The organism is Rheinheimera tilapiae (genome assembly GCF_042432165.1).
GTDB lineage: Bacteria > Pseudomonadota > Gammaproteobacteria > Enterobacterales > Alteromonadaceae > Pararheinheimera > Pararheinheimera tilapiae.
This window is the reverse complement of the sequence record NZ_JBHLXP010000005.1, coordinates 188,020-202,338: the sequence shown is the minus strand read 5'-3', so window position 1 is coordinate 202,338 and position 14,319 is coordinate 188,020. Positions and strand designations below refer to the sequence as shown.

Genomic DNA, 14,319 nt, shown 5'->3' with positions numbered 1-14,319 from the left:
GCCGGCAGAAGCCGGCTTTTATGTATCTAAGATGGCAATCAGGCCGTTTGCCCTGCTTTTGGATCGTTATAAACCGTCTCATCAAAACAGTTTTCGCTTTTGCCGACCAGGCAGGACACCATCGCATCACCGGTAATATTGACTGCGGTTCGCGTCATATCCAACAGACGGTCTACACCAATAATCAGTGCGATACCTTCAACCGGCAGATTGACTTGCTGTAGGACCATGGCCAGCATCACGAGACCAACACCGGGTACACCCGCCGTGCCGATAGAGGCGAGAGTCGCAGTAAGCACAACCAGCAGATAATCGTTGAAAGTCAGATCAATCCCATATACCTGAGCGATAAAGACGGTCGCCACGCCCTGCATAATAGCAGTGCCGTCCATGTTGATGGTCGCACCCAGCGGGATAGTAAAAGAGGCTACTTTGTTATCAACGCCTAGTTTTTGTGTAGTAGTTGTCATATTGCTGGCAATGGTGGCATTACTGCTGGACGTACTAAAAGCGAACAGAGCTGTTTCTTTCATTTTGCTGAAGAACACCAGTGGATTCAGACGCGCTGCAAATGTTAGAAAGGCGCCATAGACGATAAACCCATGGAACAGTAAGACAAAAATAACTAAAGCAAAATACTTGGCTAAATTGGCCATATCGCCAAGGTCGAGAATAGTGAACTGTTTTGCCATCAGGAAAAACACGCCGTAAGGCGAAAAGTGCATCACGATACCGACTAATTTCATCATCGCTGTGTTGATATCTTCAAACATCAGTCGCAGACGTTCACCGGCGTCACCGGATAGCGCTAGCGCAATTCCGAATAACACTGCAAACACAATGATTTGCAGCATTTCACCTTTGGCCATCGCATCGATTGGGTTACTCGGGAACATGTTAATGAATACCTGAGCGATTCCAGGTGCTTCACCCGGATTAAATGTGCTACTGAGCTTCATATCGACGCCTTCGCCAGGCTTCACCATGGTGGCGAAAAACACAGCAATAGCGATAGCAAGAGCAGTGGTCAGGATATACAGGCTCATGGATTTACTGCCGATACGTCCGAGGGTTTTGATATCTTTGAGTGAGCTCGTCCCACAAATCAGTGAGACCAAAACCAGCGGCACCACTAGCATTTTTAAGCTGGCGATAAAGATCTGGCCACCGACGTGAAAAAAGCCATCAATAAATAAAGCTTTGATCCCAAAGCTGAAAGCGCCAAGATCAACGATCCGTTCTGCTTGACCATCCAGCAGGAATTTAAACAGCGTACCGACGAGGATACCGAGAGCCATCGCGAGCAGGATTCGCGTGGTCAGATTGTATTTTGTGTTTGTAGTCATCTGGGCACATGGGTTATAACAGGGTTAAGGACGGCGTAATCTAGCAGTTTCTGAACTAAAAGAAAAATTTGTGGTTTGACCCGAGTAAATTCTCGCTGTGACGTGGATGAATCGGCTAAGCTAGAAAAGAAATAAAATCTAATGAAAATAGCCAGCTAGGGAGAGTTTTCATGCGAAACATCCGGCAACTTCTCGTTGCGTTTCTGATGAGTGTTGTAGTCGCTTGTGGTGGAGGTGGAACTCTGGGAACCGGAGGTACACCGGAAACTCCGAAGTTTGCCGCTGCGCTCCGTTTGTTGGATGCTGCGGGTGCAGAAAGCAACACCTTATCGAATAACACGCCACTTACCGTTGAATATACCTTGGCCTCGACCAACGGTGGAACCATCAGCGGACAACTCATTACTTTTGAAATATCAGACAGTACCGTCGCCACATTTAATAATGGTACCGCTTCGGCCGTGACCAATAGCAGTGGTGTCGCCAAAATTGGTTTGATAGTCGGAACTAAATCGGGTGCCGCGACTGTCTCTGCCAGCCTGCCGGACAATACTAAAATCACCAAAGCGTTTAATTCTGCCGGCGATAATCCGGCCGCCGACGTCTTAACGATGACGATGAGTTTGGTTGACAACTCAGGTAAAGAAGTGACATTGGTCAGTAAAGATAAACCCGCGAAAGTCAGAGCGGTGCTTAAATCGAAACTTGGTCTAAACGTCAGCGGCAAGCAAGTAAATTTTTCGATGAATCTTAGTGATTTGGCGCGGTTCAGTAACACAGCGGGGACGGCACAAACCAACAGCGCCGGTATCGCGGAGATCGGATTGGAAGTAGGAACAGCAAGCGGCGCCGGTACATTAACTGCAGTGTTAAATGGTAATGCGACAGTCAGTGCAAATAGGTCGTTTGACTCGGCAGGCGATGGCGGTACTGTCACAACAGATCCGGTCAGTAGCCTGTTATTGCAATCGGATAAACTACAGATTGGCAGCGGCGCAGTGGATAAAGTTGACCTAACCGCCATAGTCCGTGACAAAGACAAGAATCTGCTGAAAAACGTGGTCGTGAAGTTTGCTGTTGAATCCGGCTTTGACGCAGAGATTGAAGTGCAGTCGGCCACGACTGACAGTGCCGGTGTGGCAAAAGCAGTATTGACGACCAAATCAAATCCCTCTTTACGTGAAGTCCTGCTCAGTGCCTCGGCAGGGGCATCAGGTGCAAAGTCTTATCTGACGTTAAAAGTAGTGGGGACTGATATTGAAATTGCTTCTGCGCCTGCTGTGGTGCTGGGAAGCAGTATTGACTTGACCTTTACTGTGTTGGATTCATCTGCGAAGCCAATCCGCGATACTGTGTTGTCACTATCATCAGAATTAAAAAATAGTTTCAGCAACACCACGCCGCGAACCGATGCGGCAACAGGACGCGCTACCGTGCGTTATACCGCAGTGAACAGTGGCAGCGATACCGTCACTGTTTCGGCACTCGGCGTGGTTAAATCTGTGCGCATCGTAGTGAATGCAGATTCTTTTGCTTATGTGAACCCGGCCAATGAAGCTGCAATCCCAGAAATCGCGTTAAACACTGTGGCCACGGCAGGAGTTAAGTGGACACGCAGTGGTTCGCCGATGTCGGGACAGGAAGTCGGCTTTACCACAACCCGTGGGGTTATCGCAGCAGATGCGGCAGGCCTTGCGGATAACAAAGTGGTTGCCACTGTGCAGACGAATGCTGCTGGGGAAGCGCAAATTTCGATGCGGTCGGCGTTTGCTGGTCTTGCCAGCATTTCTGCGAATACCCGCGGTACTGGTTTGGCTCTGCAAACACAAAAAATTGTTGAGTTCATTGCGACAAATCCGGACCCGGCACGTCCATTGGAAGTGCAGGCTATCCCAGCGCAACTGGCGCCAGGAGACAAAGCACTGGTGCAGGCCATTGTTCGCGACGTCAACAATAATCCGGTAAAAAATAAAGATGTTGCATTTAGTCTGGTTGATTCGTTTGGTGGGCAGCTCAATCCCGCCACTGCGCGCACGAACTCGCAGGGCATTGCGACCACTGAATTTACTGCAGATGTGACGACGCCAGGCAGTGGTGCACCACAAGGACCAAAAGGTCTGAAGATTAAAGCTACCATTGCAGATAACGATGCGATTACCGGTACTACGCCCATTGCAGTCGGTAACAGGACATTGTTTTTCCGCTTTGCCACCGGCAACGGCATTGACGAATCAACCGATAAAATTTTGTATAAATGGAAATATGCGGTCTTAGTCACTGACTCTACAGGCAATCCGGTGCCAAATCAGGGTCTTACCGTCTCTGTGCTGCCTAAGCGTTACAATAAAGGCGCATGGTTTAAGCGGCCGGTAAACGCAGCCTTTAAGTATTGGGACGCACGTTTCTCAAATGAACCGGACGATTTGACCTGCTTGTCAGAAGACAAAAACCGCAATGGTATCTTGGATGCCGGCGAAGATGAAAATGGCAATAAAGAACTGACGCCAGGTAACGTAGTTGCGGTGGAGAAAGCGATTACTGCTGGCGCAGACGGCATTGCCTATTTCACGTTAACTTACGCCAAAGAAATGGCACCTTTTGTTGAAGTGGACATCGTCGTCTCCGGTTCTGCCGCCGGGACTGAGAACGTGAGTGCCCGTTCGGTTTCATTGGCTTATAGCACTGAAGACACTACAGATGAGTCAGATCCACCATGGAATAGCCCGTTTGGCGTGGATGCTGAAGCAGATGAAGTTGATTTTACCACCACTGCTATCTGCGCAATTAACTGACAAACACGCCCGTCGTTTTGACGGGTGAATAAAAAAAGCCACCTTATGGTGGCTTTTTTATACTCAGCTTTCGCGATAGCCGCTTATTGCTGGAAGCGGTACACCGACCCTAGATTGAGGATTTTGGTTAACTCATCCAGCGCAGTGCGCGACTCGACCAGTAGTAATGGATCTGCCAGTTCAGCTTCGCTGATCTGATCCCGATAGTGTGTATCGACCCATTGATTCAACCGGTTAAACAATGCATCCGTCAACAGCACATTTGGGTTAACCGCTTGACGCTCGGCTTCGCTTAAAGCGACCCGTAAGCGCAGACAGGCAGGACCACCACCGTTACGCATACTCTGTTTCACGTCGTAATAATGCACGTACTTGATCGGCGTACCCCGGCCGGTTAATTCCGCTAAGTACGCAGAAACCCGCGGATGGTCACGACATTCAGTTGGTGCAATAATCGCCATCTCACCAGACGGTAATGTAATGACCTGCGTATTAAACAAATAGGTCTGAATGGCTTCCTGCACAGACACTTCATGATCCAGCACTTCAATCAGATGCAGCGCGGTTTTATCGCCGAACTTGCGTTGCACTTCAGCCAATTTGGTGTCGCTGTCAACAAAAGCTTGCTGATGATAAAACAGCACGTTCTGGTTGCCCACCGCGATCACGTCGTTGTGGAACACGCCCTGATCAATGACTTCCGGACTTTGCTGGATATACACGACTTTGTCGTCCGACAGGCCGTGTAGCCGAGCGACTGCTTCACAAGCCTCGAAGGTATGGCGAGCCGGGAAATTGCGTGGTGCCGGTTTGTTGTAGTCAAAAGCGTAACGCCCAAACACAAACAATTCGACGCCTTGTTCGCCATAGCCGCTACAAAGCCGGGTATGGTTTGCCGCGCCTTCGTCACCAAAATGGTCGTTATCCGGCAGGTGCGTGTGATGGGCAAAATGTTTGCTGTCACTGAACATTGCTTGCAAAATCCGACCCGTGGTTTCCGGCTCCAGTGAGCGGTGGAACTTGTTGGTCAGGTTAGCCGGCGTAAAATGCACGCGGCCATCGGCGGTGTCTTTGCTTGGGGAGATAGTGGCAGCATTTGCTGTCCACATGCTAGACGCAGAACAGACCGCTCGTAGCACAGCCGGCGCTTGTTTTGCCGCCTTGGCAATGACTTCAGCGTCGGTACCGGCAAAACCGAGCCGGCGTAACGTATATACGTCTGGTCGTTCCTGCGGTGCAAGCACGCCCTGTACCATGCCGAGGTCCGCTAACGCCTTCATCTTGGCAAGACCTTGTTTGGCGGCTTGCTTCGGATTGGAGGTGTTTTTCGCGTTATTCAGCGAGGCGACGTTACCGACAGACAAGCCGGCGTAATTGTGTGTTGGCCCGACAAGGCCATCAAAGTTTGCTTCAAAGTACTTCATTTTTGCTTTATTCCTTCAGTTGGAAGGGGCACTGTTTTTATTATTTTTGCGGCCGTTTTAGGTTTGCTTCATTTATGAGTCTGCTGCTTAAAGCAGCAGAAAGCCCGTAGAATCGGGCCTTCCAGCATAATAATGAGTTTATGTACTTGTCACAACTTCAGAATACGGATATACGTTAAAAAGGCGTGTAGAATAACGACACAGGTTTAGGGATCCCGGACAAACAATGGCGAAATCACTGGTTATAGTCGAATCACCGGCAAAAGCTAAAACGATCAATAAGTACTTAGGTTCTGATTTTATTGTAAAAAGTAGCGTGGGGCATATCCGCGATCTTCCTTCGAGCAGCAGCAAAGATAAAACCAAAACATCTGACAGTCAGCTGAGTAAGGCAGAAAAAGAGTATCAGGCCTTAGTGGATCGGATGGGTATTGACCCGCAAAACGGCTGGAAAGCCCGGTACGAGATCCTCGCCGGCAAAGAAAAAGTCGTGAAAGAATTAAAAATGTTGGCGGAAAAAGCCGACACCGTTTACCTGGCAACGGACTTAGACCGCGAAGGAGAAGCTATTGCTTGGCATTTGCAGAGCATCATTGGCGGCGAAGCGGGCAAGTTCAAACGGGTAGTCTTCAACGAAATCACAAAAAATGCGATAAAAAATGCGTTCACCGAACCTGGTATCGTCAATCAGGATCGGGTTGATGCGCAGCAAGCGCGGCGCTTTTTGGACCGCGTGGTCGGTTTTATGGTGTCCCCGCTGCTGTGGAAAAAAGTCGCCCGTGGCTTGTCCGCCGGTCGGGTGCAATCCGTAGCGGTGCGGCTGGTGGTCGAACGCGAACGCGAAATCAAAGCCTTTGTGCCGGAAGAATATTGGACTGTAGACGCCGATGTGCGCAATCCAAGACAAGCGCAGTTGCGCTTAGAAGTGGCCCGTCAGGCTGGCAAAGCGTTCCGTCCGGTGAATCAGCAACAAACTGATGCAGCTGTGTCTTTGTTACAAAAAGCCGCTTATCAGGTGACAGATCGCGAAGACAAACCGTCCAGCTCAAAACCACAAGCGCCTTTTATCACTTCGACGCTGCAGCAGGCGGCCAGCACGCGCTTAGGTTATGGCGTGAAGAAGACGATGATGCTGGCGCAGCGCTTATACGAAGCCGGTTACATCACTTATATGCGTACCGATTCGACCAATCTGTCGGCGGACGCTGTTGGCGCAGTGCGTGATTTTATCGTAGAGCAGTTTGGCAAAAACTATTTACCAGCCGAGCCTTTGAGTTACGGCAGTAAAGCCAATGCGCAAGAAGCGCACGAAGCGATCCGTCCATCTGAAGTGACAGTGCAGGCTTCTGCGTTGACCGATATGGAAGTGGACGCGAAGAAACTCTACGAATTAATCTGGCGGCAGTTTGTCGCTTGTCAGATGCCACCGGCGCTCTATGACGTCACGAATATCACAGTGCAAGCGGGTGAATTTGAACTGCGAGCCAAAGGTCGGGTATTACGCTTTGATGGTTGGACCCGGGTACAACCGGCACAAAAGCGCAAAGACGAAGAAGAAAATGAATTGCCGGATCTGAAAGTCGGTGAGGTTTTGTCGTTGGAGCAATTGCTGCCCGCGCAACATTTCACCAAGCCGCCGGCGCGATATAGCGAAGCCAGTTTGGTTAAAGAGCTGGAAAAACGTGGTATTGGCCGCCCTTCGACTTATGCTGCGATCACGTCGACGATTCAGGAACGTGGGTATGTCAAAGTCGACAATAAACGCTTTTACGCCGAAAAAATGGGTGAAATTGTCACAGACCGGCTGGTCGAAAATTTCAGTGATCTGATGAATTATGACTTCACCGCCAACATGGAGCTGAAGCTCGACGATATCGCCAACGGTGAAGCGGCCTGGCGTAAGGTGCTGGACAATTTTTACGCCGATTTTTCCAAACGACTGAAAGTCGCCGAAGGCGAGAGCACTGACGGTGGCATGCGTACCAATCAGTTTGTGCTGACGGACATCGATTGTCCAACCTGTGGCCGGAAAATGGGTATCCGTACTGCCAGCACCGGCGTGTTTCTCGGTTGCTCCGGTTACAATCTGCCGCCGAAAGAACGTTGTACCACGACGATGAACCTGACACCGGGTGATGAAGCGGTGTTGGTGGCGGATGATGATGAGTTGGAAACCGAAGTGCTGCGGCATAAAAAACGCTGCGCGAAGTGCGGCACAGCAATGGATCCGTATTTGCTGGATGAAAATCGCAAACTCTACGTTTGCGGGAACAATCCGGGTTGTGATGGTTATCTGGTTGAAAGCGGCGCTTTTAAAATCAAAGGTTATGACGGTCCACTGATCGAATGTGAGAAATGCGGCTCGGACATGCAGTTAAAATCCGGTCGCTTCGGCAAGTACTTTGGCTGTACTAACAGTGATTGTAAAAACACCCGTAAGTTGTTGCGCAACGGCGAAGCGGCGCCACCAAAAGAAGATCCGGTGCATTTGCCGGAACTGCGCTGTGAAAAATCAGACGCTTATTTTGTGCTGCGTGACGGTGCTGCTGGTTTGTTCCTAGCTGCGTCGACGTTCCCGAAAAGTCGGGAGACCCGCGCGCCATTGGTTGGCGAGTTGCAACGCTTTAAAGAACGGATGATGCCGAAATTTCATTATCTTGCAGAAGCGCCAGCGCAAGATCCGGCCGGAAATGCCACTGTTGTGCGCTGGAGTCGCAAGACCAAGCAGCAATATGTCATGTCAGAGAAAGACGGCAAAGCAACGGGCTGGATGGCGTGGTATAAAAATGGTAAATGGGTGGAAGGCAAAGCTGACGGCTGATTGCGTTCAACTAAAAAAGCCCGCAGTGCGGGCTTTTTTATTGCTTCGAATTTTTGGCAGGTTCTTAATCTGCTTCGTGCACCGTCAATAAATTACCATTTGCGTTTTGGCGCAAACAACACATCCAGATCGTTGTTCTCCTGCTCGGCTTTTTTCTGCCGGTCACGCAGGTTACCTTCTTTCAGCTCTTCGGCAATTTCTTGCAGGATAGTCGCCATTTCAGCACGACGCGACTGCACATATTCATCAACATGACTGGCATTGCTAAGTGTTACCAGCGCTTTTTCGTAACATTGACGGGCAGAACCCAGCAGTTGGTTGGCTCGTGCCTGGTTGCCGCGTTTGATTTGGCTTTCGACATTAATCCGCAACTGCAGGTTCTCCAGCCGTCGATCTTCCTGGATCACCAGTTGGGTATCGATATTGCCACGGGCATGCTCAGCACGCAGAATCGTTCTGAGCTTTTTAATGCCCTGGATCATGCTGATAATTTGTTTGTCATTGTCAGGCAGACTGATATTTTCTGCGGCGCCTGGGCTTTCTTTACTGAGTTCTGCGAGTCTTTTTTCAGTATCCGCCAGGCGGCTTTTTAAATCACGGGAATTGGTTTCAAGTTCAACCATCGCTTTGAGGGTGTAAGCAATACGGGTCAATAACATCTGTACTATGCCCGGTGTCAGCGGCACATTGGCGGCATTCAACAGGATCTCTTCAGTGTCTTCCAACATGCCACGTAGTTTGGTGAATTCGGCGCGTTTTAACGTGGCGAGGCGCTCCTTGTGTTGCTGCATTGCACTGGCAACGACAGAAATCACCAACAAGCCGATGAAAAGCACCACAATTACGGTAAAAGCCATCTGCACCTCAGGATTGGTCTTGCCTCTGCATCTTAAACAGAAATGCTGCAAAATACCAATGTTTGCAATTGATTAGGGCAGGATCAATCGGAATACCGCACCACCGAATTCTCCGCCGTTACTCAGTTCGATCCGCCCGGTACGGCCTTGATTCCGGTGCGCCCGCGCTATCATATGAGCAAAAAACAAGCCAAGGCCGGTACGGCCAGCTGCAAGATTAAGGTTATGAATGCCTTCTTCGCTATTGTCCAGCATATCTGCCGGATAACCTTCACCATCATCGTGAATTTCCACAAACAGTTGCTGCTCCTGTTCAAATGCCCGCAGCAGCAGTTTGGTGTTGGAATAGCGCAGTGCGTTGACAAACATATCATTGACCAAGTTGCTGATTAAATCATTATCAAAAAACCAGCTGAGCTTCCCGGGGCAATCAGTGATCACATCAATATTCCGTTGCGTGCTGTACAGGCCGTTTTTAATCAGAATTTCATCACAGAGATCATCGAGATTATACTCGTCCATATGCAGCGGCAATTGGTCTTTTTCGATGCGATATAACGATAACAGCTGCAACAGGTTGGTGTTGAGCCGGGTCGCTTCGTAATGAATTCGGGCCAGTTCCTGGCTGGCCGACTCAGATTTTTCTGCCAGTTCCTGCTGTAACAGGTCCATTGATTGGATCAACATGCACAAAGAATTCTTCATATCATGTACACCAGATGCCAATACAGTGGCGAAATCGATATCAGGATGTTCCACAGTCTGCTCCTGCAAAGTTCTGCTGGGTTTAAGGAAAAAGTACTACAGTCTGGCGAGTTTTTTAGCTACTATTCGTTATACATAAACAAAAAACAATGAACCGTTGGAATAATTAACCGCGTTTTATTGCTGGCAGTGGCCGTCAACCATGGAAAGCATGACCCATGAAATTACAACAGTTACGTTACATTGTCGAAGTGCTAAATCACAATTTGAATGTCTCTGCGACAGCAGAAAGCCTTTATACGTCGCAACCCGGTATCAGTAAACAAGTCCGGATGCTGGAAGATGAGTTAGGCATTCAGGTGTTTGGCCGCAGCGGAAAACATCTGACGCATGTTACGCCAGCCGGGCGTGATGTAATTGAAATTGCCCAGCAAATTCTCGCCAAAGTAGAAAGTATTAAAGCGGTGGCGAAAGAGCATACGCTACCGGACCAGGGCAAACTGAATATCGCTACTACGCACACCCAAGCCCGTTATGCGCTGCCCGGCGTCATTGGCGGTTTTATTAAAAAGTTTCCTAAAGTGTCTTTGCATATGCATCAGGGCACACCCCAACAAATTTCTGAAGCTGCGTCACGCGGTGAAGCTGATTTTGCTATTGCAACTGAAGCGATGCATTTGTTCAGTGATTTGGTGATGCTGCCATGTTATCACTGGAACCGCAGTGTCATTGTGCGCAGCGATCATCCACTTGCCACCTTACAACGCAAAATTGAAATTGAAGATGTAGCGCAATATCAAATTGTTACTTATGTGTTTGGCTTCACTGGCCGCTCAGAACTGGACCGCGCTTTTGGCGAAAAAGGTCTGGAGCCGAAGATTGTTTTCACCGCAACCGACGCTGACGTAATTAAAACTTATGTCCGGCTTGGCCTCGGCGTTGGGGTCATTGCATCAATGGCAATGGATAAAGACCTGGATACAGATTTAGTGGCGATTGATGCAAGCCATTTGTTTGCCGCGTCCACTACCAAAATTGGTTTCAGAAAAGGCACTTTCCTGCGCACCTACATGTACGATTTCATTGAGCGCTTCGCCCCGCACCTGACGAAAGATGTGGTGGAACGTGCTAATTTACTGCGCAATCAGGAAGAAATTGACCGGATGTTTGCCAAATTTGAGTTGCCGGTGCGTTAATTGTCATAAAATCAGCACAGCTCTATATGTACAAAAGGACAGCCCCGGCTGTCCTTTTGTATTTGCACCACTGACGATAGCAGCGCAGCCTGAATTCATCCCGAAATTTTCCAGCCGTCCATTTAGCTGCATAGATTTTTAATTAAACGGACGTCTAGATGTTGATATGTCTATTTAAAGTGATTACAGTGCGCCGAGGCCATTAAATTCCCATCGCGGGCTACCTGAGTAAAACTCATGCAAATCGATTTAAAGCTGTTAAAAACCATTCGCGCAGTGGCGCAGACGGGCTCGATGCAGGGCGCTGCCGGCCGTTTATTTGTCACGCAGTCGGCGTTGTCGCATCAGCTCAAAGAGATTGAACAACAGCTTGGCCAGCCATTGTTTGTCAGGAAGTCGCAGCCGGTGCAGTTTAGCTGGCAAGGGCAGTTGTTGCTGCAGTTAGCCGATGAAGTACTACCTAAAATCGATGCGGTGCAAACTCAGCTTAAACAGCAACCAGAGCTGCCGGCACAGTTGCGGCTGACGGTGGAATGTCATGCCTGTTTTCATTGGTTGCTGCCAGCGGTCAAAGCCTTTCGCCAACAATGGCCACAAGTGGCACTGAACCTGGATACTGAGATTGAACATCATGCGATTGAAGCGATGTTGGCTGGCGATCTGGATTTGGTGCTGACGACGGACGAGCGCCTGACGCAGCAGGTCTGTTATCAGCCGCTGTTTGAACTGGAGCTACTGGCTTATCTGGCACCAGAGCACCCATTGGCAGCAAAAAGTTGGTTGGCACCGGAGGATTTACGCGAGGCCCTGTTGTTAAGTTACCCAATTCCACCGGAACGACAGGATTTGTTCCGTTATTTTCTGAAAAAACACGATTTCAGTGGCGAACGCAAATCAGTGGCGCAAGCGAGCCAGATGCTGCAGCTGGTCGCGGCTGGCGAGGGTATTGCAGTGCTGCCAGTCTGGCTGGCAGAGCCGTTTTTGAGTCAGGGCTTGATTGTCACGCGGCCGCTTGGCGCGCAGGGCCTGAAGAGAACAATGTATCTGGCAAGCCGGCGCGGCGATAGTCACAGCGCCATGCAGGCGCTGTATACCTTATTAAAATGTCATGCGCCGGTTTAAGCTTCGTAGGGCAGTGGGTCTGTTGCCTGATTTAACGTGAAAGCTTCAAGCCGTTCAGCGCAAGAGCCACATTTGCCACAGGCTTTAGCCCGGCCGTTATAACAGGTCCAGGTTTTGCTGTAATCCAGCCCCATCGCCAGACCATCGCGCAGAATTTCAATTTTGGTTTGTTGTAGGTACGGACTGATAATCGCAATAGGCTCATAGTTAGCGATTTGACAGACATCATGCATTTTCTGCACAAATTCCGGCCGGCAATCCGGATAAATAAAGTGATCACCGGAGTGAGCGCCGTAATACACCGCTTGCGCATCCAAGGAAACAGCGTAGCCAACTGCTAGTGAAATCAAGATCATATTGCGGTTAGGCACGACGGTCGACTTCATATTGTCAGCGGCATAATGGCCTTCCGGGACTTCGATATCTGAGGTCAGCGACGAGCCGCCAATCAATTGATTAATCGCGGAAATATCGACCACTTTGTGATTAATGCCCAGCTCGGCACAGACGGCCTTGGCACATTCCAGTTCCCGCACATGGCGCTGGCCATAGTTAAACGACAGCGCGTACACTTCGTGACCGTCATTGATGGCTTTGTGTAACACGGTAAAAGAATCCATACCACCGGAATAAATCACAACAACTTTTTGCGGCATCTGGAAAGCTCCCGTTATAATGGCCAACAATTTTTGGGGCGCGCATTGTACTGCAATTCGGCCCGATGCTAAAGGAAATCAATTCGCCGTGTATAAAGTCAACGAGATCTTCGAAACTATCCAGGGTGAAGGCAGCTATACCGGCACTCCGGCGATTTTTGTCCGCTTACAGGGCTGCCCTGTTGGTTGCGCCTGGTGTGACACTAAACATACCTGGGACATTGAACCGGCTTTATTAATCGCGCTGAGCGATACCAGCACTAAAAAGGCCGAATCTGACCATTGGGCCAGTGCCAGTGCTGACGATTTGCTGGCGTTGTTTAATGGACGTGGATATCGCGCCCGCCATGTCGTGATCACCGGCGGCGAGCCTTGTATTTATGATTTAAATCCGTTGTGTGAGCTGTTGCATGCTCATGGCTATAGTACCCAGATTGAAACCAGCGGTACCTTTGAAATTCTGGCGCCGGCTTCGACCTGGGTCACTGTCTCACCGAAAGTGAATATGAAAGGTGGTTATCCGGTCCTGACCAGTTGCCTGCAGCGCGCCAATGAAATCAAACACCCGGTAGCGATGGAAAAACATATTGAAGAGTTACAGGCATTGCTGGCGCTGGTGGATTGCAGCGGCAAACTAATTTATCTGCAACCAATCAGTCAGAAGGCCAAAGCGACCGCGCTGGCAATTGATATGTGTAAACAACATAACTGGCGGCTCAGTGTGCAAGTACATAAATATCTTGGCATCAACTGATGGCATGATTCGATGCCAGCTGCGTCAGCTAGCGGCGTTTTGTTCTTCTGACAGCCACTGACACAGCGTGTCCAGCGCAGGAGCCGCGCTATTGGCTTCCAGCAGCTGGGATTTTAGTTGCGCGGGCATCGTCAGAACTTCGAGCCAACGTTGCGCCTGCCAGCAGCCATCCTGCCATTTTGGCGTCGGATATAACGCTGCCAGTTCGGGGTTTTGCTGATAAATCTGCTGCAGCGCAGCCACCAGAGGTTGCTGCAAAGCTGTCAGTGGTTGGGACGGCCAGTCTGCCAGCGGTTCGGTCTCAGCAACGTGCAGCTGGTCGGCTTCCTGCCAGCGTTTGCAGATCCGCAGCCGTTGAGTGCCTTCGATGGTAATGCCCAACAAGCCATCATCCAGCTGGCAAAAATCAATGATCTGAACCAGTGTCACCACCGGAAAAATCCGCGACGGGTGTTGTTGATGGACATAAGGGTTTAACAAAGCACTGGCAAACGGACGCTGCTGTGCTTCTCGCACCAGCCGCTGGTAACGGGGTTCAAATACCCGCAACTGCATCCTTCCTTGTGGTAACACAATCTGACTGAGCGGAAATAATGCAATAGCTTCTGACATGGGTGACCGTCTCTGATTATTCATGTTGGAGGAT

At 49.8% G+C, this 14,319-nt stretch carries 11 protein-coding genes; 5 read left to right on the top strand and 6 right to left on the bottom strand.

Going from position 1 to position 14,319, the window contains the following annotated elements; genetic code table 11:
• Positions 1-38: 38 nt before the first annotated feature.
• Positions 39-1,346, bottom strand: a complete 1,308-nt coding sequence (locus ACFFJP_RS17180) for a dicarboxylate/amino acid:cation symporter (RefSeq protein ID WP_377247053.1) — start codon at positions 1,344-1,346, stop codon at positions 39-41.
• 170 nt (positions 1,347-1,516) lie between these two features.
• Here ACFFJP_RS17180 and ACFFJP_RS17175 point away from each other — a divergent pair, with 170 nt between their 5' ends.
• On the top strand, positions 1,517-4,138 hold the full coding sequence (locus tag ACFFJP_RS17175; RefSeq protein WP_377247050.1) for an Ig-like domain-containing protein: 2,622 nt from the start codon (positions 1,517-1,519) through the stop codon (positions 4,136-4,138).
• 83 nt (positions 4,139-4,221) lie between these two features.
• Here the strand turns inward: ACFFJP_RS17175 and astB are convergent, their stop codons facing one another.
• Entirely contained in the window at positions 4,222-5,562 is a 1,341-nt protein-coding gene (gene astB, locus ACFFJP_RS17170) for an N-succinylarginine dihydrolase (RefSeq protein ID WP_377247047.1), read from the bottom strand.
• A 226-nt stretch (positions 5,563-5,788) separates the two neighbouring features.
• On the opposite strand from astB, the gene topA reads away from it, so the two are divergent.
• Entirely contained in the window at positions 5,789-8,383 is a 2,595-nt protein-coding gene (gene topA / locus ACFFJP_RS17165; protein ID WP_377247044.1) for a type I DNA topoisomerase, read from the top strand.
• 92 nt (positions 8,384-8,475) lie between these two features.
• Here topA and ACFFJP_RS17160 read toward each other — a convergent pair whose 3' ends face one another.
• On the bottom strand, positions 8,476-9,240 hold the full coding sequence (locus tag ACFFJP_RS17160; RefSeq protein WP_377247041.1) for a hypothetical protein: 765 nt from the start codon (positions 9,238-9,240) through the stop codon (positions 8,476-8,478).
• A gap of 72 nt (positions 9,241-9,312) precedes the next feature.
• Positions 9,313-9,999: a sensor histidine kinase gene (locus ACFFJP_RS17155; protein ID WP_377247038.1), complete on the bottom strand. Its 687-nt coding sequence runs from the start codon at positions 9,997-9,999 to the stop codon at positions 9,313-9,315.
• 164 nt (positions 10,000-10,163) lie between these two features.
• Here ACFFJP_RS17155 and cysB point away from each other — a divergent pair, with 164 nt between their 5' ends.
• Positions 10,164-11,141, top strand: a complete 978-nt coding sequence (cysB, locus tag ACFFJP_RS17150) for an HTH-type transcriptional regulator CysB (protein ID WP_377247035.1) — start codon at positions 10,164-10,166, stop codon at positions 11,139-11,141.
• A gap of 237 nt (positions 11,142-11,378) precedes the next feature.
• The gene (locus ACFFJP_RS17145; protein ID WP_377247032.1) at positions 11,379-12,263 is read left to right on the top strand and encodes a LysR substrate-binding domain-containing protein; all 885 of its coding nucleotides are present in this window, start codon (positions 11,379-11,381) and stop codon (positions 12,261-12,263) included.
• Here ACFFJP_RS17145 and queC read toward each other — a convergent pair.
• Complete coding sequence (gene queC / locus ACFFJP_RS17140; protein ID WP_377247029.1) at positions 12,260-12,919, bottom strand: 7-cyano-7-deazaguanine synthase QueC; 660 nt, start codon at positions 12,917-12,919, stop codon at positions 12,260-12,262. The genes ACFFJP_RS17145 and queC overlap by 4 nt on opposite strands.
• A gap of 88 nt (positions 12,920-13,007) precedes the next feature.
• On the opposite strand from queC, the gene queE reads away from it, so the two are divergent.
• Positions 13,008-13,673 (top strand): 7-carboxy-7-deazaguanine synthase QueE, encoded by a 666-nt coding sequence (queE, locus tag ACFFJP_RS17135; protein ID WP_377247026.1) that lies wholly within the window; start codon positions 13,008-13,010, stop codon positions 13,671-13,673.
• A 24-nt stretch (positions 13,674-13,697) separates the two neighbouring features.
• Here the strand turns inward: queE and ACFFJP_RS17130 are convergent, their stop codons facing one another.
• A complete protein-coding gene (locus ACFFJP_RS17130; protein WP_377247023.1) occupies positions 13,698-14,285 on the bottom strand; it encodes an LON peptidase substrate-binding domain-containing protein in 588 nt (195 codons plus the stop codon).
• Between the last annotated feature and the right edge of the window lie 34 nt (positions 14,286-14,319).